Below are 24,325 nucleotides of genomic sequence, written 5' to 3'. Positions count from 1 at the left end.
AACAGGGTATGTTTTTTGTATGTGGACTATTAGACTTGATTGCAGGTAATACGTTTCGGTCTGTGACCATAAAATTTTTAGGGTCACAGACCGAAATAATGTTACTGACCAGCTTCTTTCAGCATCCGTTCGCCTTTCGCCATGGCATCTTCAATCGTGCCGACGAGGTTGAACGCTGCCTCTGGAAGACGGTCATGCTTGCCGTCGATGATCTCGTTGAACCCTTTGATCGTATCTTCGATGGGAACCAGAACGCCTTTCAAACCGGTGAACTGTTCAGCAACGAAGAATGGCTGCGACAGGAAGCGTTGTACGCGACGAGCACGGGCAACAACCAGTTTATCTTCTTCTGACAATTCTTCCAGACCCAGGATGGCGATGATATCCTGCAATTCTTTGTAGCGTTGCAGAATTTCCTTTACGCGCTGAGCCGTATTGTAGTGTTCGTCACCCAGAATTTCAGCCGTCAAAATCCGTGATGTCGAATCGAGAGGGTCCACCGCTGGATAAATACCAAGCTCAGAAATTTTCCGGCTCAATACCGTAGTTGCATCAAGGTGAGCAAATGTCGTAGCCGGAGCAGGGTCGGTCAAGTCATCGGCAGGTACGTAAACGGCCTGTACCGATGTGATCGAACCGCGCTTGGTTGAGGTAATCCGCTCTTGCATGACACCCATCTCCGTAGCCAGTGTAGGCTGGTAACCTACGGCTGATGGCATCCGGCCCAATAGAGCCGATACTTCTGAACCAGCCTGGGTGAACCGGAAAATGTTATCGACGAAGAACAAGATATCACGGCCAGCACCTTCACCGTCGCCATCGCGGAAGTGTTCAGCAATGGTCAGACCCGACAAAGCAACCCGAGCACGGGCTCCTGGTGGTTCGTTCATCTGTCCGAATACGAACGTAGCCTGGCTCTTAACCATTTCGTCCATATCCACTTTGCTCAAATCCCAGCCGCCTTCTTCCATCGAATGTTTGAACGCTTCGCCGTATTTGATAATACCCGCTTCGATCATCTCGCGCAGCAGGTCATTTCCTTCACGAGTACGTTCGCCCACACCGGCAAACACCGACAGACCGGCATATGCTTTGGCGATGTTGTTGATCAACTCCTGAATCAATACCGTTTTACCAACACCAGCACCACCGAAAAGACCGATTTTACCACCTTTTGCGTAAGGCTCCAGCAGGTCAATTACTTTGATACCCGTAAATAAAACTTCGGTCGACGTAGCAAGATCTTCGAATTTGGGAGCCGCCCGGTGGATTGGTAAGCCAGTACCCGTGCTTTTAGGCTGCGGAATACCATCGATAGCATCACCAACGACGTTGAACAGCCGTCCCCGGATGCCATCACCGGTTGGCATAGTAATTTGGTGACCTAGGTCATCGACATCTAGGCCGCGATACAGACCGTCAGTCGAGTCCATGGCGATAGCGCGAACACGGTCTTCACCGAGGTGCTGTTGAACCTCCAGAATCACCTGTTGCCCATTGGCTTTCGTTACTCTAAGGGCGTCCAGAATAGCCGGAATCCGCGAGCCTTCGCCCTCGAAACTCACGTCCACAACTGGCCCGATTATTTGCGTAATCTTACCCGTATTTACTGCCGTTGCCGTACTCATTTATATGTGATGTAGCTTATTAAAAATTTACCCATTGTTTGGGACTGCAAAAGTAGGAGAAAAACAGCGTAAGAGCAAGGTGCTATTTATTCAATTTATGGTTTTTAGGCTACGGAACGTATTTGGTAGTTAGGTTTTTATCCTAAGGAATAAACAAAACCGGCGTTGAGCGGATTTGTACAAAAGATAGTTGCTGGCGGTTAGTCGAACGTGGAATCATTACGGATGTTTATGGATGATTAATCGCTGTCAGCTAAGCCACAACGGGTTATTAACCACTTCTTTTCATGCTTCAACAACGCTCAAGCGGTCTCTTACTTCATATCACATCATTACCTTCGGCGCATGGTGTTGGTGACTTAGGCCCAGAAGCCTACCGGTTCGCCGATTTCCTGCACGCAGCGGGTCAAACATACTGGCAGATACTACCGCTTACGCCCGTTGATCCGGGTGCGGGCTTTTCGCCCTATAGCAGTCCATCGGCTTTTGCGGGGAATAGTTTATTGATTAGTCTGGAAAAGCTGGCCGATGAGAACTGGTTAAGTGAGCAAGACTTAGCCGGGTTTAACGATCAGCCAGTACAGGAGGTTACCGTGACCGAAGCGCCCTCAACATTAGATGAAGCCGTGACTGCGGTATTGACTGAATCGGTTGTGCTTGCTCCCTCAACGTTGCATGCGGCCTGGTTAAAGAAAAGGCCCTTACTGCAACAGGCTGCTGCGACGTTTCTGCGCACGGCAACGCCCGGCCAACGCGCCGATTATGATCGGTTTTGTGGTTGGCAGGCGCATTGGCTCGACGATTACGCGTTGTTTTCGGCACTTCAGGAGGAAACGGGTGAACCAGTCTGGTCGCACTGGCCGGAAGAAATCGTTCGCCGTGACCCGCAGGCTCTCGCCCAGCAGACGGAACTGCTTCACGACCGAATCGAAGAAATTAAAGTTTTGCAGTATTTCTTTCTGCGGCAATGGAATGAGCTTGTCGCCTACTGCTATCAGCGCAATATTCACCTGATTGGCGACATACCGATCTACGTGCAGTTCAACAGTGCGGATGTGTGGGCCAATCCGACGTTGTTCAAATTAGACGAGGATTTGAAGCCTTTGTTTGTGGCAGGTGCTCCACCCGATTATTTCAGTGAATACGGACAGCGCTGGGGCAATCCGATTTACGACTGGGAAGAGCATCAGCGTACGGGTTTTGCCTGGTGGCGACACCGACTACGGCATCAGATGTCCTTGTACAGTCTGACGCGGTTGGATCACTTCTTAGGCTTCGCTGTTTACTGGGAAATTCCCGCTGACGAACCAACGGCAAAAGTAGGTGAGTGGGTCAGAGCCCCCATTGAGGAATTTATGCACGCAATGTACCGTCAGTTCGTGCATTTGCCTGTAATCGCTGAAGACCTTGGTGCCCGTACGGCAGACACGCAACCGCACATGCGGCATTACGGTATTCCGGGCATGCGCGTGCTTCAGTTTGGTTTCGGTATCGATATGTCGACCTCGTCGCACATGGTCCATAATTACACCGAAAATGTGGTTGCCTATTCGGGGACACATGATAACAACACTACGCTCGGCTGGTTTCACGAAGCGTCGGAAGAGATGCGTAAGCATCTGGACGATTATTTCGGTTTTCCGATCACCGACGATAATGTGGTCGATCAAATTTGTCGAAGGACGATGCAATCGGTAGCTCGGCTTGCTATCATGCCCGTGCAGGACATATTGAATCTGGATGAAACAAATCGAATGAACACGCCAGGTTTGGGCGGTCAAAGCTGGCAGTGGCGCTTGAAGCCGGACCAGTTGACGGAAGAAGTTGCCGAGAAGTTATTGAAATTGACAATAATGACGGGCCGAGTAGAAGGCGCGCAATCGTAACCCAGACATCCTGTCCGTGAAGCCGCAGGCTAGATTGTGGTTGACTTTATAATCGCTACCACTCACGCTACAGCTCTACGGACAGGACATCTGCGTTACTTATACCAACGCCAGTTGCCCTAACTGCTGGTTGATGAAATCCAGTTCATCGGTTGATAGCTGAATAGCGATGGCCTTTGCGTTTTGGGTAGCTTGTTCGGCATTCCGTGCGCCTACCAGAGCCGCCGTGATACCGGGCTGTTCGATGGTCCACCGAATCACCAACTGACCTAGACTAGCGTTCTTTTCGTCGGCTAGCGGTTTTAGTTTCTGTAGGAGAGAATCGGCCTGGGTGATGTTTTCGTCTTTGAAAAAGCGGTAGTTCGCCCGGTGATCTCCTTCGGCAAACTGATGACCGGGTTTGATTTTACCCGTCAAGAGTCCCCGCTCCATGGGGCTGTACGCTAAAATGCCTTTTTTGTGCTCAAGACAATAAGGAACCAGCGACTCGTTGATTCCCTGGTTGAGCATACTAAACGGAACCTGGTTCGACGCTAGCTTCAGAACGCTTTCCGCCTGCTGCATCTGTTCCGCCGTGTAGTTGCTTACACCGGCCTGACGCACTTTTCCCTGTTCGATCAATCGCAAAACGGCCTCCATGCTTTCCTCGATGGGCGTGGTCGATTCGGGCCAGTGCATCTGGTATAAGTCGATGTAGTCGGTACCTAGCCGTTTGAGGCTATCTTCACATTCTTTGATAATGCTTTCCTTGCCCGAATATTTGTATACGTCGATTGGAGTACCCGCGTTGTCCTGACTCTTAAAGGCAAAATCACCTTTTTTTAAGTCCCAGCGCATACCATACTTGGTCAGGATCTGAATTTTGTCACGTGGTAACCCTTTGATTGCTTCGCCAACAATTTCTTCACTGGCACCCTGCCCATAAATAGCTGCCGTATCAATGGATGTTACACCCAAATCGTACGACACGCGAATGGCCTCAATAGCCCCTTTTTGTTCAGTTCCGCCCCACATCCAGCCACCAGCGGCCCATGCTCCAAACGTGATGGCAGAAACGGATAAGTCCGAGTCGCCCAGTTTTCTGTATTCCATGCGTTCTGTATAAGAGATAAAGTCTTTTAATAAAAGAAAATATACCTTGTTTTGTTAGTAATAATGAGCGTATACGATGTTGCCAGCAAACCGGCTGCACAAGTAGGTCGTCGGCAGGTTGAACAACAAGCTCCCTATTTAGGCACTAACTAACTGTTACTGACGTTTCTGTTGCATGTCATCCTTATTTTTCTGGTCTGCGTGGGGCCGAACCCATCGGTTTACGTATTTACTGAGTCTTTTTATTGTCATTTCTAGTCTGATTCTCTTCGTTGTTGCCTGGGCAAAAGGCTTGGGTAATGTCGTTAATTGGGATGTTCTAAGTGAGCTGAACGAGCTACCCGTTACGTTTCAAACCATTTCGGACGGTCTGCTCGAATACGCAGTGAATAGCAAAGCATACGCCGTATCGGAGCAGTTTGTCGCGTCGGCTATGCGAATTCGTCCCAACGTGGCTACTGCGTTGCTGGTTGGCATAAGCGTGGCGTTCGTGCTGCTAATCAGCGCGATCTCGCGGTTTGATCGGATGCGCTATTTGGTCAGTATGGCCGTCCTGATTCTTGGGCTGGCTTTCTTCCGCTGGGAAATGCTCGAAATACCGGGGCTGGGTGGCAACTACCTGTTTCTGATTTTAACTTTCCTCTTTGGGTCGGTGAGTTATTACTTCCACGCCTTTCGACCCGATTATTCGATTGGTGTGCGATTTGGCGTTTTTGCGCTGCTGACAATACTCGCAGGAGTTGCGCTTGGCTCGTTATCGCCCGTTGCGTTTCCAGCCATGATCATTGTTAGTTACGGAATGCCCGTACTGCTGGTATTCAGCATTGGCTTTATTTTCTTTATTGCCGCCGAAATTATTGCCGGACTGGTTTGGGTTACGTCGGTAGACAGGGCCGAGGAGGGGAGTGCTCAGGCGGGTCAACGGCGGACATTGGGTTTCAATAACTTCTTGTTCGCCAGCCTATTGTATCTGGTTAACCTAGTGCTCATCTGGCTCAAAAATACCAAGTCCATTGATTGGGACGTGTTAGCGATCAGCCCGTTTGCACTTTATCTGATTTCGGTCACGCTGGGTGTTTGGGGCTTTCGTCGGTTGATCGAGCAGCAGGAAGCGGTATCGTTCCGGGACTCTGGTGCGTACCTATACACAGGTCTGGCTTTGCTCGCCACGCTCACGATGGCCTATGCCTTCGCCACCGCCAACGATCCGCTGGTTGAGATGTTTGAAGATGCGATTGTGTATACCCACCTGGCAATGGGGTTGTGCTTTGTCACCTATGTTGTTATCAACTTCTTGCCTATCTACCAGCAGAACCTACCCGTTTATCGGGTTCTCTACAAACCCAGACGGCTCGAACTGAGTCTGTTTCGGATTGTTGGTTTCGTCGTTGTAGTTGTATTGGTAGCCTACGGTGGATTGATTTCTTTCCGGCAGGGTGTAGCTGGCTATTACAACGGACTCGGTGACTACTACGTAACCCGTAATGAACCGACCTCGGCGAACGCATTTTACAATCTGGCGCTTGAACAGGAGTTTCAAAACCATAAGTCCAATTACTCGCTGGCGTCGCTGGCTTTGTCGCAGAACAACCAGACCGCAGCGGCCTTTTACTTTCAGCAGGCTTTGCTGAAACAGCCTAATCCGCAGGACTACGCTGGGTTGAGTCAGACGTATCTGCAAACCGATCTGTTTTTCGAAGCGGTTAAAACGCTGCAACGTGGCCTTCGCGCTTTCCCGAATAGTGGCGAATTGCAAAACAATCTGGGCTATCTGTACGCCCGGACAAGCGTGGCCGACTCAGCCTATTACTACCTGAAGGCAGCAACGGGAAACGTTTCCCGCGATGAAGTGCCCGAGTCAAACTTACTGGCTTTCTACGCCCGTAATGCAAACGTGCTGACTGCTGATTCCAGTTTAGCTACCAACACGACCAAATCGACCTACGAGTCATATCAGGCCAACGCATTGGTACTTCGAATGGTGGCTCAGTCCCAACTAAAGCGGGCCGATACGACCCAACCCGTTAAACCTGCCTGGCTACGTGATGTTGCTGTTGATCAGGGACTGAGTGTGGGACGTTTTGCAAGTCTGTACAATTACGCGCTGACGAATCAACAGCCGGATACGAGTATTGCCCGAACAATTAAAGAATTATCGGTGGCTCCCGTCAATCAGGACTTTACGGATGATTTGTTGTTGGCGCGAGCCGTCATTGATTACAACCGGCATGATCAGTTAGAGGCCTTTGGGTTGCTCGATCAGTTGGCAGAAGGTGACCAGCAAAACGGAGCAAGCTACCGTTCGATGGCGGGTTTGTGGCTTCTTGATCAGGGGTTGTATCGACGTGCCGCTGAAACCTTTGAGTATAACTCGGATACAACGTCGATCTATTACCGGGCTGTAGCGCTGACCAAAGCGAATGAACTGGCATTGGCACAGTCGTTCTGGGAAACGGCCTCTAAGAACGATCCGGCGGTTGCTTCGCTGAAACAGGTCTTGTACCGGGAACGGAAACCGACGTCCGATTTTGAAAAAGCCTTCTACGCGACTTATCGCTTGGATGATCCGAACCGGGGTGCCTATTGGGAAACTATTCAGGAGCCGAGTCTGAAAACGGTGGCGGGTGTAGCGCTGGCAAATGATTACCTTGACCAGCTACAGTGGCGCAATGCGCAATTGATCCTATCTGGCTTACCCGATTCTAAGCAGCTAAGCCCGGTAGCGGTATCGGTGCGTACGATTGCGGCTCTGCGTTTGTCTGCTTTTCGGCGGAGCGTAGGGTCGGCGGAGACGATGGCGGGCAAACCGATTCTGCCGCGTTATCAGGCGGAGGAACAATACTGGCTTGGGCAAACCTACGAGCGGACGCGTCAGGTGGATAAAGCGCAGCAGGCTTACCGGAAAGCGCTGCAATTAGCCCCGTTAAATCCGCAAATCGTTTCAGCAGCCGCTCAGCTCGAAAGAAGCCAAAAGCAGTCTAAAACGGCATATGATTTTGTGGTAAAAGCGTTACCTTACAACGAAGACAGTCCCGAATTGCTTAAGACGTACGTCAATCTCAGCCTCGATCTGAGTCTGTTCGATTATGCCGAAGATGGTCTGGCGAAATTGCAACTCGCGACAACGCCTGCCGATTATCAGGCGTTTCTGACAACCTATCAGGAAAAAATAGCGTCAATCGAAAACAGTCGTCAAAAATTCCTGCAATAAAGTAGCTTTGTTTATTAACCTAAGTCAGCAGACACCGATATGAACATCATTGAAACGCATAGTATCGCCAAACGCTATGTCATGGGCACCGAAGTCGTAGACGCGCTCAAGTCCATTACAATCAGCATCAAAAAAGGCGAATATGTTGCCTTCATGGGACCGTCGGGTTCGGGAAAATCAACGCTGATGAATATTGTCGGTTGTCTGGATTCGCCAACGTCGGGTCAATACATTCTGAACAATCAGGATGTGAGTAGCATGGGCGAGAACGAACTAGCTGAAGTGCGGAACAAAGAAATTGGCTTCGTATTTCAAACGTTTAACTTATTACCCCGTCAGACTTCGCTCGAAAATGTAGCCTTACCGCTTATCTACGCGGGGTACAACAAAGCCGACCGGACGGAGAAAGCCATGCAGGCGCTCAAAAACGTTGGTCTGGAGAAACGGGCTGGGCACCGACCCAACGAGCTATCGGGAGGACAGCGTCAGCGGGTAGCCGTAGCTCGGGCACTGGTCAATGATCCGAGTATTCTGCTCGCCGACGAACCGACCGGGAACCTGGATACCAAGACCTCGTACGAAATCATGGACCTTTTCGACCAGATCCATAGCAAAGGCAACACGGTAATTATGGTTACTCACGAAGAAGATATTGCCGAGTATGCCCATCGAATCATCCGGCTTCGCGATGGTCTGATTGAAACCGACCGGGTGAATACAAACATCCGCAAGGCGCAGACCTTGATGCAATCATTAGGATAAACAGCCTTATAGCGACAAAGAAAGGGAAGCCCTGCGCAGGGCTTCCCTTTCTTTTCTGGGATCTTTGCCGGTAGTTAAGCAGCAACAACTTCGTTGACTACATCTTGCCACTCTTTCATTTCGGGGATGCCGGGTTTCCGTTTTCCAAACACCAGCGCAATGCTGTTGCCGTCCTTGTCGAACAAATCCAGGCCCGTGACAATACCGTCTTTGGTTGGTTTTCGGGTAACCCAGATGCTGTGTACCTGATCGGCACGCAGGTGCATATTAAATTCAGGGTCAAGCACATTGTACCAAGGACCCATGCTGACCAGCTTCTTAACCGGCCCGGTATGAATTTGGATACAGCCTACGCTCGACGCGAAGATCATAATCGGCAGTTCTCGTTGCGCTACCGTTTCGAATATTTTTATAAGCTGATCAACGGTAATTTGCTGAGAATGACCTTCCGGGGCTAGACTGATGCCTTGCTCACGGCCAAGCTTGTATTTGCGTAACAGACCGAAGAATTCGTGCGTGTCCTGCATCGCCAGCCAGCTAGCCTGGAAGCCCTGAACATCGATGTCTTCGTTCGTTATCTCAGCTGCTTTCTCAGGATAGGGTATCGTAACGATGGGTGCTGTCTGGTCGGCAGCGTGGTATTTTTGTACCAGAGCCTCGTAAGCGGCATCATTCGATTTATCCGTCAGGTAGATTTTGTGAACGGCTGTGCCATCCTGATCAAAAAACTGAAGGCTTTTGCGACTGTTTTCATCCACGGCAAAACCGAAGTGCCAGCGTGACATGAACAACCGCAAGTCAATGTCCGGTCCAAGAACCAGGCCGGTATGCTCGTTAAACGATACTTTTTCGTAGATACCCTTGCGTTCGTGCACAATGCTATCGTTGCGCGTCAAGGCCATCACGTAACCCAACGTTGGGACTTCTTTCAACAGATCACGGAAGTCACCATCCAGCCGTTGAACGGTTTCGCCGATCTGTGTAGCCAGCAGCTCGGCTTCGCTGACGCCCAGTTCTTTGGCTGCGTCGCGAATTCTTGTTTTTGGGTTTTGTTCCTTGAAAGCAGCCCAGCGTTCTTTAAGACTTTGTGTTGTCGTCATCGGGTATGTACAGTTTGAGTTGGTCGTTGATTAGCAGAAAATTGGTTGTAGTGCGGAACAATCATCGGACAGTCCAGTTCAGGGTGTTCAATGAGCCACACGTTTAAATTGAAAGCGCGCAGGATATTTTCGGAAGTAATCACCGCGCGTGGCGGACCGGCCGCTTCTATCTGTCCTTTCCGCAGCATAATGATCTGGTCAGCGTATTGAGCGGCCAGGTTCAGATCGTGTAGAATTACAACGACGCAGAAGCCTTTCTGGGTAAACTCACGCGCTACTTCGAGCAGTTGTTGCTGATGCAGTAGATCCAGGCCGGTAGTAGGTTCGTCCAAAAACAGAATGCCCTGCGGAACGTCCCAGATCTGAGCCAGTACACGAGCAAGTTGAACGCGCTGCTGCTCACCACCCGACAAGGTCGTGAATACGCGATTGGCGAAATCCCACATGCCCACTTTCTTGAGCGCCATCTCGGCAATAAAATAATCCTGCTCGGCGGGGTGGAAATCAAAGTGAGGGTACCGGCCCATCAGGACCAACTCGCTGACCAGGAACGGAAAACTAACCGCGTTTTGCTGCGGCAATACCGCACGAACTAAGGATAACTCCTTTTCCGAATACGCATTGATGTTGTTTTCACGCAGCTTGATTTCGCCTTCTGTGGCATTTAGTTCGCGGGTGCATAACTTGAGCAACGTCGATTTTCCCGCGCCATTAGCACCAACAACTGCCAGTAATTCACCGGAATTGGCCCGAAAAGAAACCTCATCGAGTAGTTGCCGGTTTCGAATGCGATAAGACAGGTTTTTGACTTCTAACATAGCAGTACGATTTTAGGCGACTGTCCGGCGCTTTTCCCGAAACAAAATCCACAGAAAAACGGGTGTTCCGATGAGGGCTGTAAGAATACCAATCGGAAGCTCGGCAGGCGCTACTAGTGTTCGGGCGAGGGTATCGGCCAGCGTGAGTACGATAGCTCCACCCAAAGCCGATCCGACCAGTACGCGACGGTGGTCAGAACCGGCACCCATCCGAATCAAGTGCGGAATAACCAGCCCCACAAAGCCGATAACGCCCGCAACGGCAACGGACGTACCCACAGCCATCGTCGAGAAAATAATAATCTGACGCTTGGTAACCGTTAAGTTGACGCCCAGCATACTCGCCTGACTTTCGCCGAGCGCAAGCAGATTCAGCGATTTTGCTAAGCGCGGAATACCCACCAGTGCGATTATTGTAAACGGTAGAATGGCGAGTACCGAAGTCCAACTGGCACCGCCTAAGCTTCCCAGGCTCCAGAACGTGATGTTGCGAAGCTGTTCATCCGTAGCCAGATACGTCATAATACCAGTCAGTGCGCCGGACAAGGCGTTGATAGCAATGCCCGTAAGCAGCATGGTTGTGATTACGTCTCTCCCCGCTACTCGGGCGATGCGGTACACCAGAAAAGCAGTAGCGCAAGCTCCAAAAAAAGCCACCACCGATAAGGCATACATGCCTAACATACCCGTCAGCGTCTGGAAAAATTTGACTTCCAGCACAATCATCATCACCGCTGCCAAAGACGCCCCCGACGAAATCCCAATCAGGCCGGGATCGGCAAGCGGATTCCGAAACAAGCCCTGAATAGCAGCTCCCGATATGGCCAGACCGGCTCCAATAAGCACGGCCAGACACACCCGTGGCAGACGGATTGCCAGCAATATGGCTTCTTTGGTACTGTCAACCTCCGCTGAATAACCGAATGTCTTGCTTATGATCAGCCCGATTTCGTAAGGAGATACCCGCACGGCACCAACACCAACCGCCAGCACAATTGTCGCTACCAACGCGACGGCCAAAGTCGGCATCAACCACGGATTGATGGTGGTTCGAAAGGCCGATTTTGTGGTTGAGCGAGCGGTAGAGGGAGGATTTATTGTTGCCGATATCATCGATCTAGGCTTTAGGCTTTTGGGCGATTTTCTGGGCTAGTTCCTGAAGGGCTTTTCCCAAACGAGGAGAGAACCCAGTCAGTAAATGACCGTCCATTTCAATAATCCGGCTATTTTTTCCGGCGTTGGTTTGGGCTACACCCTGAACTTTTAGTAAACCCGCCGTACCACCCAGACTTTCCAGACCGCTGTCGAACAGCAGAATCACATCAGGATTGGCCGTTACCAAAGCTTCAGCCGTCAGCGGTTTATAATTGTCAAAGTCAGGCGTTGCATTGACGCCACCCGCCAGCTCAATCATTTTATCGACCTGCGTTCCCCGACCTGATACCATCATCGTACCAGTACCCCGTGCGTAGATAAACAATACTTTGGGACTATTGGTCGCTTTCTTAACCTGGGCTACATCGGTATCCAGCTTCTTGATCAGTGGTTTGGCTTTCGAACCAACCTGACAGGTTGTGGCTACGTCCTGAATCAGTTTTTTCGCGCCTGCAACGCTGTATTCCTGCTGAAAGGAAATCACTTTGATACCCGCCGATTTGATTTGTTCAATTACTTCGGGTTTGGTGCCAGCATTCTGAGTCGTTAGCACTAATGTGGGTTTGAGGGAAATAACTCCTTCGGCTGAGATTGTGCGGTTGTGGCCTACTTTGGGTAGCTTTTGCAAAGACTCCGGGTATGTACTCGTCACATCGACACCGATCAGGTGTGATTGTAGCCCTAAGTCGCAAAGAATTTCGCTGACAGTACCGTCCAGCGAAACAATACGAACCGGCTCATCTTTCGACGGCTTGGTTGCGTAAACGATATGGGCGCTACTGAATAGGCCCAGCACAAAACAGGTAAGCCAGGTGACGAAAACGGATGACTTTTTCATGGCGATTTTAGTTAATAAGCTAGTGCTGTCAGTTTCGGGGAGCTAACACCACTTCGGTAAAATGCTGTATTGTGGTGTCAGTTTCTAAAAACTGACACCACAATACAGCACGGATTGACTTTTATACTTTCTTAACCAGCTTGTATTCGAGCTTGGGTTTACCGCGTTCACCGCCATCCTGCGTTGTGAAGCTGACAAACTTCACTTTGTACACGTTACCAGCGGCATCTTTTACGACGTAGAACCGGTCGGTTTTGACACCGACTGTACCTGTCGTAGCCCGCCAGTTGGCTCCGATTACCGAACGGTCGCTCTTGAAGGTCGTTGTGGCAATATTGCTTTCGGCGTAGGCGTCATACGAAACCGTACTGGTCGTCACTTCAGCCGCTGTTACACCGCCTAGTGTGTTAATCAATACCTGATCCGAGAAATAGTAGGGAATGTCATTGGTGCCATCGCTGGTTTTGTACATAGCTCCCGTCCAGACGATATTCCAGCGCGCTTTAGCGGGTTCTACATCAACCAGAGCACCCGAATCGAACGATACGTAGCGGAAGTTATACGCGTTGTCTTTCGGAATCGACACAGTCTTGAAAGTAGCCTCTTTGATACCCGCGTACTGGAGGGTGTAGCCGGTAGTACCGTTGCGCAATACTCTGATTTTTACCCAGCCTTTAGCGGGTGTCGCTCCGCTCGTACCCCGATTGATAATGTATACTTTGTTATCGGCATCAGTCGCGGAAATCGCCGGGATGACCGTTTTGGTGAGGTCGCCTGTTACGTCGTCTACTAATTTCAATCCCGATGGATCAAAGCCCAATGTAAGGGATAAGCCGACCGTATCAGCCGCAGTGACTTGGGTTAAATCGTTTTTCGCCAAAGCAATCGCACTGGCCCCGGTCATGTTGTTGAGGATAACCCGGAAATCGGTACCCGAATAAAAGCCCAGATCCCAGCTCGCCCGTTTCGCGGCATTCTGAGCATTATTGCTCAAATCAACGAATACGGCATTGACGGCGCTGGCGCCACCTGTACCGCCGTCGAGCGTTAGATTCGTGCCGGACGACACAATCGAGGTGAACTTAACGGTCTGTTTGTTAGTCGTTCCAACCAGAACCGGGCTACCCGCCGACCCAATGGTAAAGCCAATCGTTTCGGTTCCGTTCAGGAAGAGATTATCGGCTTTAGTCAGCTTAAAGGATGTTTCGCTGCTACCTGCTGGAACGGTCAGCGATAACGTGTTGCTCGTTGTTGCTGGGGTTGTGGTAAACTGCGTTCCGTACGTGATACCGGTAGGAGCGACTTGGATGGTTATAGGCGTAGCGGCATCGACGGCACGTGATAGCTTTAGCTTGATCGTGGATTCTTTGGTGGCCGCATCCATACCCTGTTCGGCACTTTCGAACTGAACAACGTTATCCGGCAACGGCGGGTCGCTTTCTTTACAGGCGTTCAACGTGCTTACAGCGGCAAAAAGCAGGAAGGCAAATACTTTTTTCATAGAATTTGGGATTTTGAGAAACCGCTTTGACCACCGAAGTGCCGGACCACCGAAATGTCGGACTGTCGAAGCGGAAGTTTCGATTGGAATTGAGGATTGAGTCGTTGAAAGAGAGTAGGGTTATTAGTTTTTGTACCACTGGAAGCTAAGCCCCAGAAAATAAGAACGTCCGTAACTAAGCGGTACTGGTCCTGCCGAACTATGGGCAATACCCGTATCGGTTGATGTGTTGGCCAGCCGGGTGATATTGAACAGGTTCTTAGCGCCTGCGGTAAGAGTCAGATACTTGGCGATTGGCTTTGTCAATGTGATGTCGGCCCAGTGGAATGGCGCTATTTCAGTTAGCGTTGCTGATACCTGATTATCCGCCGTTACAGTAGTCTGATAGCTTGGCCGTCTGCCGGAGTATTTATAGAAAAGGCTGACCTTGGTGTCAAGCGTTGGTAGCGTATACGTAAGGTTCGTATTTACTTCCGGCGACCACATAAACGAGGGTAAGCCGCCTACGTAGTTTGTGGTGTCCGTTGCCGTCAGCAAATTATTATAGCGACCAATGTAGGAGAAGCCAACCGTTGCCTGAAGCGCTTTCCAGGTAAAGACATTCTCCAGCGTTACCCCGGTCGTTTTAAACTTGTCGATGTTGATATTCATCGAAACGCGCGGGTCGCTTGGGTCAATTCCGTAGCTGATCAGGTTATTGAAAACGTTATAGAAACCGCCAAGCGTCGATTTAAACTGACGACCTGCCTGCCACACCAGCGATCCATTGATACTATTCGAGGTTTCCGCTTTCAAATTCGGATTGCCGCGAATAGAGTGACTGGCATCGAAAAAGTTGAAATACAGTTCGCGCAGGGCAGGTGAGCGAAAACCCCGTGCGTACGCTAAGCGTAAATCCAGTCGGGGAGAAAGCGCAAATTTGGCGTTCAGGGAAGGAATAGCCGGTGGTGCGTTGTAGACTGAGTTTTTGATGAAGCGTAAACCCGGACGGATGCTAATCTTTGCGGTTGGATTGATTGTCGAAGAGACAAAAAAAGCGTAGTCATTGATGGTGGGTGATCCTGAAATTCGCGCTCCGGAACTGCCATCCAGATTGATATCGACGCCGGGTTGTAAAGAAACTACCGACGAAACTTTGTACGAAGCTGTAGCGCGGTAGGTCTGGCTAGTGAAAATAGACACGTCCTGTTCGCCTTCGCCCAGCGAAAGCGTGCGTCGGCCTGTACTCAGATCCAGCATTGTTGTCTGGGTCCGGCGTTGGTAGTCCGTGTAAGACGCTTGTCCATTGAGTTGCAAACGTTCGCTCAATTTCCAGTCGCCCTGTACTTGATGAACGTAACGGTGGGTAATGTACCGCTGGTCGCGGGCCTGACGCGTGTTGACATTCTCAATACCCTGGCTTAGTAAGTCCTCTTTCAGCGCATCCAGCCGGTAATACACAGTCAGGTTTTCGTTGCGATAGCCGATTTTGCCATGCCCAAATAATTGGTCTTTAGGAAGCCAGTCTTTAGCGCGCCCAGTGGCTTGTCCCTGCCAGCCGCCGAAGGTATTGTTCGTAGCTCCAGCCGATACGTTCCAGCCTTTCTTCTGCCACGTAACATTCGCTGTCTGGAGGTGTAAGCCTTGGTTGGCGAAAGGGCTGTACTCGTTACCAACGGTTTCTTCCTGAACGCGAGCGTTAATGCCAAGCCGTTCGTTGCCCGGTTTTTTGGTAATGATATTGATAACCCCCGCCAGCGCATCCGAACCGTACGAAACCGACATCGGGCCTTCTACAATCTCAATCCGCTCGATTGAATTAATATCGATCTGGTTTAAGCTTTCGCGGGTGTCGCCCCGGTCTACCATTGGTAAGCCATCCAGTAGAATCTTTACGTTTCGGCCCGACATACCCATCAGCTGAACATCGGTTGTACCTAGCATAAGGTCGTTCGAAAAGCGAAACCCTAACTCATTGTTCAGGACGCCGATCACGTTGACGGCCCCCCGTAAACGAATGCGTTCACTGTTGATTACCCGTACCTGATAGACCGATTTTTTCATCGATTGAGGCTCGTATTGCCCTGTTACAACCACTTCGTCCAGTTGATTCTGAGCGGCTTTAAGGCGGATTATGACGGTGCTAGACTTATTATTTTCCACGTCGACGGTCTGTCTGGTCGGTTTGTAGCCGACCATCGAGATTTGTAATTCGTACCGGCCCGAAGCTAAGCCGTCTAGTGTAAAATGGCCGTTGTTATCCGCCGTAGTGGCCCGTTTGAGCGACTTGATCTGTACCGTAGCAGCGCTTCCAGGCGTACCATCGGCTAAGAGGATTGTTCCTTCGATACGGCTAGCGGGTTGCTGGGCACGAACCAGGGTAGGTATAGTCAATACCAGCAGCGTTACGATCATTGATAAACAGTGTGTATACGTATATCTCATAAGGGACGCTGGTTCGTTTGTACTGCTAGGAAGGTTTAACTGGTTTATTTGTGCGCTACGTTGACGTAATCAATTGATGATCAACAAGTCTGTTGATGAAGTACTATGTCGAATCTCCAAAGAAGAAAAGTCTTTCGGAAGAGATTTTATTAAGACTTATTATAAATAGACTGCAAAAGTAAGCGTCCTGTTGTATGAAGCAAGAATTATTTAGAATTTGTCTTAATAAATTTAATGAACGGTAACCACTAGCAAGTGAGGGCAGGAGCTTCGGGATAGGCAAAAAAAATAGTCCCGATCAACGGGACTAGTGTAGAAATGGGGTATCTGAATCGTTACGTTAAGATTTCAAGCTAATTTTTCGGCCCGTTTCGGCAGCCTGGTAAATAGCCTGCAACAGTCGAACGTCGCGTAGACCTTCCTCGCCCGTGATATGATCAGGCAGTTTTTTGCCGTCCAGCAGATCTTTACATACACCGTCCATGTGCATCGCCTGGTGGTTTACAACGGGTTGCTCAATCGGTCCTTTGCTGGTGCGCCCTTTAAGCGGGCCATAACCGAAAGCGGGTGCTAATTCAAACCAGCCTTTCTCGCAGGAAGCATACAGCCGTTCAATCCCCGCCGTATAGCTCGTAGTCGAGTTGGAGACGGCTCCGCTCGGAAACTGGAACTGCCAGAACATCGTCTCTTCTACATCTTTAAATTTATCTGGCTCCGTTTTTGGGGAGAACTGCGCCGTGACAGAAATGGGCTCTTCGCCGGTTACGTAACGAGCACCCTGTACGGCGTAAATACCAACGTCCATCAGTGGTCCACCGCCCGCCATGCTTTTTTTCATGCGCCACTGCGTCGGATCGCCGATGCGGAAGCCATCACTGCTTTCGACAAATTTGATTGGGCCGAAAACCTTTTCCTGACCGAGCCGCATTACCTCCTTCGTGAATGGTTCGTAGTGAAGCCGGTAGCCAATAGCTAACTGCTTGTTGGCCTTTTTGCAGGCGTCAATCATATTCTGACAAGCTTTAGGAGTAATCGCCATCGGCTTTTCACAAATGACGTGTTTGCCTGCCTGAGCCGCACGAATCACAAATTCTTCATGCATCGAATTGGGCGTAACGACGTAAACAACGTCGATATCCTTGTTATCGGCAATCCGGTCGAAGTTTTTGTAGTCATAAACGTTGGCCTTCGGGATGTTATACTTCTGCATCCACTCTTCTGCTTTCGAAGGCGTTCCCGTTACGATTCCCGCCAGACGGCAATTTTGGGTTTGCTGTAGAGCAGGAGCCAGCTGATTCTTACTATAGCTTCCTAAACCAAGTAAAGCAATCCCCAGCTTCCGTCCCTGATTAGGCGAATCGATTTGAATGGGATTGCCGAATACATCGGTCAGAGTTGGCATCGTGAGAGCCGATGCGCCAAGGCCTGCCAGAAAATTTCTGCGCGAAAGTGAGTTTAATAGCATAGATGAGCCGATTTTGTATAACTCGTTCCGAAAAGACGCCAGGCGAGTTTATCTACCTAATGCAAAAAAAGCCACCCTTGTTTACAAAGGTGGCTTTTTACAAGCGACTGTTCCGCGTTTTGGTAACCTGACTTGACGACCTAGAAAATATACTTGTTTTCGGCAATCATCGCATCGGCAATCTGACGACGTGCGTCTTTCAGATTCATCGGGTCTATCTTGGTAAACCGTTTCAATCCCATCAGCATACCACGAAGTTCGTCGCCTTCGGCAAACGAGGTGATTGCTGCACGGCCCGCATTGTTAACTTTCTCAACGGCTTCGTGTAAATAAATCAGTGCCATCTGTTTTTGCAGCGCAACTGACTCTTCACCCTTCATGCCGATCAGCTTTTCAACGCGTAGCAATACCGATTCGGCAATGTAAATTTCAATAACCATATCGGCAATGTTCATCAGAATTTCCTGCTCGTTGGAGAGGGTCATCATGAACTTCTGCACGGCAGCTCCGGCTACCATCAGCGCGGCTTTCTTGAGGTTGCGCAAGGCTTTCTTCTCGGCGATGAAAATGCCTTCTTCCTCTTCCGTATTGAAATCCGGAATAGACATGATCTCTTTAGCGACGGCCATTGCAGGACCCATCAGGTCCAGTTCACCTTTCATCGCCCGCTTCAAAAGCATATCGACAACCAGCATTCGGTTGATCTCATTCGTACCCTCAAAAATCCGATTGATGCGGGCATCCCGGTAAGCACGATCCATGGGCGCATCGGCTGAATAACCCATGCCGCCGTACACCTGAACGCCCTCGTCAACGACATAATCCAGCACTTCGGAACCGTGTACTTTCATGATGGCACATTCGATGGCAAACTGCTCCAGCGCTTTCAGCTTAGCCGGACCGTCTTCCATACCCTGGCTTTTCAGATCCTCGATCAGTTCGTCGATGTTCTGCCCCGCCCGGTAGCTCGCGGTTTCGGAAGCGTACACTTTAAGCGCCATTTCGGCCAACTTGTGCTTGATCGCACCAAACTGCGAAATTGGCGTCTTGAATTGCTTCCGCTCGTTTGAGTAGCGAATGGCATTGTTGATCACTTCTTTCGAGCCGCCAACCGCTGCAATACCCAATTTGATCCGGCCGATGTTTAGAATATTAACGGCGATTTTGAAACCGTTACCCCGCTCCGACAGTAAGTTCTCAACGGGTACTTTTACATCGTTGAAGAAAATCTGGCGGGTGTCGGAGCCTTTGATGCCCATCTTATGTTCCGGCTCATTCATCGTGATGCCGTCGAAGGTGCGATCCACAATGAAAGCGGACAAGTTTTTGTCCGGCTGCCCATTCTCGTCATATACTTTGGCAAACACGATGTACACGTCCGCAAAACCGCCGTTGGTGATCCACATTTTTTGGCCGTTCAACACGTAGAACTGACCATCTTCGCTTAGCGTGACTTTGGTCTTTCCTGAGTTGGCGTCGGAGCCGGAGTCCGGTTCGGTAAGGCAGTAAGCCGCTTTCCATTCACCGGTAGCCAACTTCGGTAAGTATTTCGATTTTTGTTCGTCGTTGCCGTAATAAACAATCGGCAACGTTCCGATACCGGTATGAGCCGATAAGGCTACCGAAAAGGAGTGGCCCGCTCCGGTTACTTCAGCGACCAGCATGGAGGTATTGAAATTCATGCCGAATCCGCCAAACTCTTCAGGGACCGATGTACCTAACAGGCCCAGTTCACCCGCTTTGTCCATCAGCGATGAAATCAGCTCAGGTGACTTGGCATTATCAATTTCGTTTAACCGCGGCCAGATTTCACGTTCCAGAAATTCACGGCTACTAGCGGCAATCATTTGCTGCTCTTCGGTAAATTCTTCGGGAATAAAAACGTGAGTCGCGTCAGTTTCTTTAATTAGAAACTCACCACCTTTTATGGAGGCTTTGGGTTCCGTCGAAATCATCTTGAAAGGGTTTTGTTATGCGTGCATACTAATCACTAGACAAAGAAACGAATTTTGTAAATAGTATGCAAGCATACTAACGGTAAAATACAAAGGTTAAACTGCCCACTTACTAGAAAAATTTTCAGCATAAATTAAAAAATAGTACCTATGATCTTATAGGCTTACATGCTGTGCTTTTACTTTGTAAACTATATTCGGGGAATTATTACAACAGAATGTTATTAAGAATGGGATTCATATCGTTTTATCCGTCAATTGTTTCAAATGGCCTTAAGACGTTTGTCCATTTATTGCTTTCTGCTGCGTGTGTAATCCTTTCTGCTTCGTTTACCGTTGGGCAATCGCTACCGGAAGTGCCCTTCGATATTGAATTTGCCGGCGTTTCGGTTCACCTAACTCAGCCGAGCCGGTTACAGGTGCAGCAGGAAGTACGTTCGATGTACGCAAATCGAGGCCAGATTCAGGCGGAGATGAGTACGCTTCAGCAGTTGACTACGCTTATAAAACCTCTTTTCAAAGAAGCGGATATTCCCGACGATTTTCGCTATGCTGCCTTGCCCTTCACCGATATTGATTCGCTGGGTTTTTGGGGAATAACGTCAGCGCAGGCTAAAGACCTTAAGCTTCGCATCGACAATACGGTCGATGAGCGCTATCATCCCGTCTTAAGTACGGAAGCGGTGCTCGCTAACTTGGCCCGTCTGCAAAAAACGCAGGGTAACTACGTCCTGTCTCTCATACAGTACCTCAAAGGCGAAAGAAGACCGGCTGCTCCTAGCCGGATCGATCCAACCTATCTTCTGGTTTCTCCGCAGAGTCCGCCGTTGCTTTGGAAAATTCTGGCTCGAAAACTCGTTTTCGATTATGAGCAACCTACCTATCACCCGACGAATACGTATGTTTTGTTTGAGTACCAGGATGGGGAGGGAAAAACGCTTCGAACGATTGCGGAGCGTTTGCGGGTTCCTGTAGAACGAATCGATCCGCTGAACAGGTGGCTTAAAACAGCGGCTATCCCAACTGACAAAGAGTATAGTGTGCTGATTCAGGTAACACCCGATGAGTTTTCGGCAGTTCGGGCGGTGGCCGAGTCAGGCCGGGGACGGCAGGTTGACGTTGGTTTTCCGATACTGGTCAAGCAGGATGAACAAGGTGAAGGACTGCGATCACTGGCTATTTTCTACACGATCAACGATCGTAGGGGAGTTCAGGCACAAAATTGTGACAATTTTATTACGTTGGCTTTCTACGGAAATGTTACCGTTAACGCATTCCTGAAGTATAATGATCTTGGTGTAAAAGATGTTGCCCGGCCCGGTGAAATCTATTACCTCGAACGAAAAGCAAAACGAGCCAAAGTGCCCTATCACGTCGTACAAAAGAATCAGACCTTGCGTGAAGTGTCGAATATGTACGGCGTCCGGTTGAGTTCGTTGCTAAAATTCAATCACCTTACGCCTACGCAACGGATTCAGATTGGGCGCGTATTATGGCTACAAAACAAACGCCCGGCAGATAGACCCGCAGAGTACCGCCAGCTTCCGGTAGATGAACAGTATATCAATCATCCGGATGATCCCGTTGTCGTGGAGAAGCCCGCACCGACACCCCGCTCGGTTGATACCGTTCAGAATATTACTCGTCAAAATGAATCTGTCGCTCAATCCAATGTGAAACCGTCGGTTGCTAATCCGCCCGTGACTAGTGATACCGCTGCTCAGATCCTGGATGAAGACTTAACAGCCATTGATGACTCGCTGGCCAAGGTAGAAGTACCCCTGGAGGAAATGCCAGGCACAATAAAGCTTCACGTTGTAACCGCTGGCCAGACCTACTTTACCGTCGCTCGTCAGTATGGCGTTAAGGTTAGCCAGCTTTGTGCATGGAATAACCTTTCTCTACGAACACCGCTCAAGACAGGGCAAGAACTTATCGTCGATGTAAGCGAAAAAGAGCGCCCGAAGGCAGCTAAGCCAGTGGCAAAAAAACAGCCGAAGCGCGACAATCTGGTTAACCTGTACGTTGTTTCGCCCGAAAGAGCGATACCTGTCAGACCGCTCAAGCCAGATACGTACCACATCGTACAGCCCGGTCAAACTCTATACCGGGTTAGCGTTATCAACAAGGTGAGCGTTGACGATCTAAAGCGTTGGAACAACCTAGTCAGTAATATTATCGAAGTTGGTCAAAAGCTACTGATTCGAAAATAAAACAGCCGGACAGAACCTAGTTCTATCCGGCTGCGACAAAATCGTAGGTCAGCTTAATTCAACCGCTCGAATATACCCGCAACGCCCTGTCCACCACCGACGCAGGCTGAGACCATGCCATACTTCTGATCACGGCGACGCATCTCATTCAGCAACTGAACGGACAAGCGTGCACCAGTCGAGCCGAGAGCGTGACCCAGGGCAATGGCACCACCGTTTGGATTAATTTTGCTTGCGTCAAGTCCCAATTCCTGAATGACCGCCAGCGACTGAGCTGCGAACGCTTCATTCAGTTCGATCAAATCAATATCGTCTTGCTTGATACCCGCTTTTTGTAACGCCAGCGGGATGGCGGCTACTGGACCGATACCCATAATGCGTGGCTCAACGCCTGCTGTTGCGTAAGAAACCATTCGGGCAACTGGTTGCAGATTCAACTCATTAACTAGCCGTTCTGACATCACTAGCACGAAAGCAGCACCATCCGACGTTTGCGACGAGTTACCCGCCGTTACCGAGCCGCCCGCTGCAAACACGGGTTTCAATTTGGCAAGACCGTCGGCACTGGTATCTTTCCGAGGACCTTCATCCTGCGAAACGGTCCATTCCCGACTTTTCTTTTTACCGCTTTCGGGGTCAAAATAGGTTTCGCTCACGCTGATAGGAACAATCTCATCCGTAAATTTTCCTTCTTTCTGCGCGGCTAATGCTTTTTGATGCGATTCATAAGCGAACTCGTCCTGAGCGTCGCGGCTGATTTTAAATTGCTGGGCGACTTGCTCGGCGGTCAGTCCCATACCAATGTAATAGTCGGGATGCGCTTTTGCGATTTCATAGTTCAAGGCTGTTTTCCAGCCCATCACGGGTACCATCGACATGGATTCGGTCCCGCCAGCAATGATGCAATCCGCCAGACCGGCGTGGATTTTTGCCGATGCGATAGCAATGGCCTCTAACCCCGACCCACAATAACGATTGATTGTCATTCCCGGTACGCTGTTTGGCAAGGATAGCAACGCAATGTACCGGGCTATTTGCATTCCCTGTTCCGCTTCCGGAACGGCGTTTCCGACAACAAGATCTTCAACGCGAGCGGGGTCCAGATTAGGAACTTGGCTAATTAAATGCTTGATAACTTCAGCCGCCATATCGTCGGGGCGGGTGAAACGGAGACCGCCCCGTGGCGCTTTACCAACGGCTGTGCGATATCCGGCTACAATGTATGCGTCCATAAATAGACTGTTGGTTACTGATTAAGCAGGAAACTCACTGCAATAACTCATTTTTTGCGGGAATAATTACACTATTCGCCAAAATTATTATGCAAGCATACTATATTTTACACGCATTTTCCGAGATCTACTTAACACCCAACTGTCTTTTGAAAAAGGCCCAGGATTCGAGGTAAACATTAATATCGTTGGGATAATCGTGCTTACCATTCAGTACTTTTAACAGTGTAATTTCTGGCTTTCCTTTTTGTGAATACGTGTATTGCTCAATGGTTTTACCATCGGCAGGGTCGGTGTCGGGGAGAAGTTTTTTGGTAGGCTCATTTTTGTAGCCCGCCAGCGAGGACCAGTAGTGAAAGGTTCTATCCGTAGAGCGGACCATACCCAAGCTGATGTTGTTCGTGAGCACTTCGCCACCGTTGTACGGGTTGACATTATCGGCAGTACCATTTACAATCATAACGGGAATCGCTATGCGTTTCTCCGGACAATCCAGGTTGTTGGTATCGGGTAGGTTCGCAATAAGCGCCGAAATGGCGCGAAACTTCTCCGGCATTGTCAACGCAAGCTTATACGCCATATGACCACCTCCCGACGTTCCAACGGCGAAAACCTGCTTGGTGTTGATCTGGTAGTGTTGACTGAAGTACTTGATCATAGCCTCAAAAAAGGCATTGTCGTTGATGTCTTCCAGATTGGCGGCCGACTGTGCTGTTTTGCGGCATTCGTTCCAGTATTTCTTGTAACCATCGGGATAGACGAGTAAGATATTTTCCTTCGGCGCGATAGCTTCGAGCTTTTGAGCCCCGCTTCGCATACCCTTCCCATTACCGCCTGAGCCGTGCAAAACAAAAACCAATGAAGCACCGGACTGAGTTGGTTTCAGAAAGTGAAACGTTCGTTGATGCCCCTCAATCTGAACCGAATCATCTTGTAGCTGCCCCCGGCTGAGGGTAATCGTCAGCGTAAACGATATGAGTAATAGGTAGCGTAGCATACGTGTAAACTAAATGAGCCGCTCATTGAGCGGCTCGTAAATTAAGGT

The 24,325-nt window shown here is 49.7% G+C and carries 16 protein-coding genes; 4 read left to right on the top strand and 12 right to left on the bottom strand.

Annotation, left to right across the window (positions count from 1 at the left end; translation table 11 throughout):
* Positions 1-101 precede the first annotated feature (101 nt).
* Positions 102-1,628: a F0F1 ATP synthase subunit beta gene (gene atpD, locus LQ777_RS22410; RefSeq protein ID WP_232560167.1), complete on the bottom strand. Its 1,527-nt coding sequence runs from the start codon at positions 1,626-1,628 to the stop codon at positions 102-104.
* Between the two features lie 287 nt (positions 1,629-1,915).
* Here atpD and malQ point away from each other — a divergent pair, with 287 nt between their 5' ends.
* On the top strand, positions 1,916-3,514 hold the full coding sequence (malQ, locus tag LQ777_RS22405) for a 4-alpha-glucanotransferase (protein WP_232560166.1): 1,599 nt from the start codon (positions 1,916-1,918) through the stop codon (positions 3,512-3,514).
* Positions 3,515-3,613: 99 nt separating this feature from the next.
* Here malQ and LQ777_RS22400 read toward each other — a convergent pair whose 3' ends face one another.
* Positions 3,614-4,606: an aldo/keto reductase gene (locus tag LQ777_RS22400; RefSeq protein WP_232560165.1), complete on the bottom strand. Its 993-nt coding sequence runs from the start codon at positions 4,604-4,606 to the stop codon at positions 3,614-3,616.
* A 175-nt stretch (positions 4,607-4,781) separates the two neighbouring features.
* On the opposite strand from LQ777_RS22400, the gene LQ777_RS22395 reads away from it, so the two are divergent.
* Positions 4,782-7,817, top strand: a complete 3,036-nt coding sequence (locus LQ777_RS22395) for a tetratricopeptide repeat protein (protein WP_232560164.1) — start codon at positions 4,782-4,784, stop codon at positions 7,815-7,817.
* 39 nt (positions 7,818-7,856) lie between these two features.
* Entirely contained in the window at positions 7,857-8,579 is a 723-nt protein-coding gene (locus LQ777_RS22390; RefSeq protein ID WP_232560163.1) for an ABC transporter ATP-binding protein, read from the top strand.
* A 74-nt stretch (positions 8,580-8,653) separates the two neighbouring features.
* Here the strand turns inward: LQ777_RS22390 and LQ777_RS22385 are convergent, their stop codons facing one another.
* From LQ777_RS22385 to LQ777_RS22350, 8 genes are all read right to left on the bottom strand, one after another.
* Positions 8,654-9,679 (bottom strand): hemin-degrading factor, encoded by a 1,026-nt coding sequence (locus LQ777_RS22385; RefSeq protein ID WP_232560162.1) that lies wholly within the window; start codon positions 9,677-9,679, stop codon positions 8,654-8,656.
* Positions 9,676-10,497 (bottom strand): heme ABC transporter ATP-binding protein, encoded by an 822-nt coding sequence (locus LQ777_RS22380; RefSeq protein WP_232560161.1) that lies wholly within the window; start codon positions 10,495-10,497, stop codon positions 9,676-9,678. Before LQ777_RS22380 ends, LQ777_RS22385 begins: the two co-directional genes overlap by 4 nt.
* Positions 10,498-10,509: 12 nt before the next feature.
* The gene (locus LQ777_RS22375; protein WP_232560160.1) at positions 10,510-11,610 is read right to left on the bottom strand and encodes a FecCD family ABC transporter permease; all 1,101 of its coding nucleotides are present in this window, start codon (positions 11,608-11,610) and stop codon (positions 10,510-10,512) included.
* 4 nt (positions 11,611-11,614) lie between these two features.
* Positions 11,615-12,490, bottom strand: a complete 876-nt coding sequence (locus LQ777_RS22370) for a heme/hemin ABC transporter substrate-binding protein (RefSeq protein WP_232560159.1) — start codon at positions 12,488-12,490, stop codon at positions 11,615-11,617.
* 121 nt (positions 12,491-12,611) lie between these two features.
* Entirely contained in the window at positions 12,612-13,991 is a 1,380-nt protein-coding gene (locus tag LQ777_RS22365; protein WP_232560158.1) for an HmuY family protein, read from the bottom strand.
* 123 nt (positions 13,992-14,114) lie between these two features.
* Positions 14,115-16,385, bottom strand: coding sequence for a TonB-dependent receptor (locus LQ777_RS22360; protein WP_232560157.1), 2,271 nt, complete (start codon positions 16,383-16,385; stop codon positions 14,115-14,117).
* 370 nt (positions 16,386-16,755) lie between these two features.
* Positions 16,756-17,880 carry a Gfo/Idh/MocA family protein gene (locus tag LQ777_RS22355; protein ID WP_232560156.1) on the bottom strand — a complete coding sequence of 375 codons (1,125 nt, stop codon included), beginning with the start codon at positions 17,878-17,880 and terminating at the stop codon, positions 16,756-16,758.
* A gap of 140 nt (positions 17,881-18,020) precedes the next feature.
* Entirely contained in the window at positions 18,021-19,835 is a 1,815-nt protein-coding gene (locus LQ777_RS22350) for an acyl-CoA dehydrogenase family protein (protein WP_232560155.1), read from the bottom strand.
* Positions 19,836-20,065: 230 nt separating this feature from the next.
* Here LQ777_RS22350 and LQ777_RS22345 point away from each other — a divergent pair, with 230 nt between their 5' ends.
* The gene (locus tag LQ777_RS22345) at positions 20,066-22,048 is read left to right on the top strand and encodes a LysM peptidoglycan-binding domain-containing protein (RefSeq protein WP_232560154.1); all 1,983 of its coding nucleotides are present in this window, start codon (positions 20,066-20,068) and stop codon (positions 22,046-22,048) included.
* Between the two features lie 53 nt (positions 22,049-22,101).
* Here the strand turns inward: LQ777_RS22345 and LQ777_RS22340 are convergent, their stop codons facing one another.
* Both LQ777_RS22340 and LQ777_RS22335 read right to left on the bottom strand, forming a co-directional pair.
* Complete coding sequence (locus tag LQ777_RS22340; protein ID WP_232560153.1) at positions 22,102-23,280, bottom strand: acetyl-CoA C-acyltransferase; 1,179 nt, start codon at positions 23,278-23,280, stop codon at positions 22,102-22,104.
* Positions 23,281-23,407: 127 nt separating this feature from the next.
* Positions 23,408-24,277 (bottom strand): CE1 family esterase, encoded by an 870-nt coding sequence (locus LQ777_RS22335; protein WP_232560152.1) that lies wholly within the window; start codon positions 24,275-24,277, stop codon positions 23,408-23,410.
* Positions 24,278-24,325 lie beyond the last annotated feature (48 nt).

This window comes from Spirosoma oryzicola, from assembly GCF_021233055.1.
GTDB lineage: Bacteria > Bacteroidota > Bacteroidia > Cytophagales > Spirosomataceae > Spirosoma > Spirosoma oryzicola.
The sequence above is the reverse complement of the archived record's forward strand: the minus strand, read 5'-3'. Positions and strand labels throughout refer to the sequence as shown.

Bases quoted from the DNA above. Each gene is read 5' to 3' on its own strand.
- atpD (WP_232560167.1), bottom strand. From the start codon at position 1,628: ATGAGTACGGCAACGGCAGTAAATACGGGTAAGATTACGCAAATAATC.
- malQ (WP_232560166.1), top strand. From the start codon at position 1,916: ATGCTTCAACAACGCTCAAGCGGTCTCTTACTTCATATCACATCATTA.
- LQ777_RS22400 (WP_232560165.1), bottom strand. From the start codon at position 4,606: ATGGAATACAGAAAACTGGGCGACTCGGACTTATCCGTTTCTGCCATC.
- LQ777_RS22395 (WP_232560164.1), top strand. From the start codon at position 4,782: ATGTCATCCTTATTTTTCTGGTCTGCGTGGGGCCGAACCCATCGGTTT.
- LQ777_RS22390 (WP_232560163.1), top strand. From the start codon at position 7,857: ATGAACATCATTGAAACGCATAGTATCGCCAAACGCTATGTCATGGGC.
- LQ777_RS22385 (WP_232560162.1), bottom strand. From the start codon at position 9,679: ATGACGACAACACAAAGTCTTAAAGAACGCTGGGCTGCTTTCAAGGAA.
- LQ777_RS22380 (WP_232560161.1), bottom strand. From the start codon at position 10,497: ATGTTAGAAGTCAAAAACCTGTCTTATCGCATTCGAAACCGGCAACTA.
- LQ777_RS22375 (WP_232560160.1), bottom strand. From the start codon at position 11,610: ATGATATCGGCAACAATAAATCCTCCCTCTACCGCTCGCTCAACCACA.
- LQ777_RS22370 (WP_232560159.1), bottom strand. From the start codon at position 12,490: ATGAAAAAGTCATCCGTTTTCGTCACCTGGCTTACCTGTTTTGTGCTG.
- LQ777_RS22365 (WP_232560158.1), bottom strand. From the start codon at position 13,991: ATGAAAAAAGTATTTGCCTTCCTGCTTTTTGCCGCTGTAAGCACGTTG.
- LQ777_RS22360 (WP_232560157.1), bottom strand. From the start codon at position 16,385: ATGATCGTAACGCTGCTGGTATTGACTATACCTACCCTGGTTCGTGCC.
- LQ777_RS22355 (WP_232560156.1), bottom strand. From the start codon at position 17,880: ATGCTATTAAACTCACTTTCGCGCAGAAATTTTCTGGCAGGCCTTGGC.
- LQ777_RS22350 (WP_232560155.1), bottom strand. From the start codon at position 19,835: ATGATTTCGACGGAACCCAAAGCCTCCATAAAAGGTGGTGAGTTTCTA.
- LQ777_RS22345 (WP_232560154.1), top strand. From the start codon at position 20,066: ATGGGATTCATATCGTTTTATCCGTCAATTGTTTCAAATGGCCTTAAG.
- LQ777_RS22340 (WP_232560153.1), bottom strand. From the start codon at position 23,280: ATGGACGCATACATTGTAGCCGGATATCGCACAGCCGTTGGTAAAGCG.
- LQ777_RS22335 (WP_232560152.1), bottom strand. From the start codon at position 24,277: ATGCTACGCTACCTATTACTCATATCGTTTACGCTGACGATTACCCTC.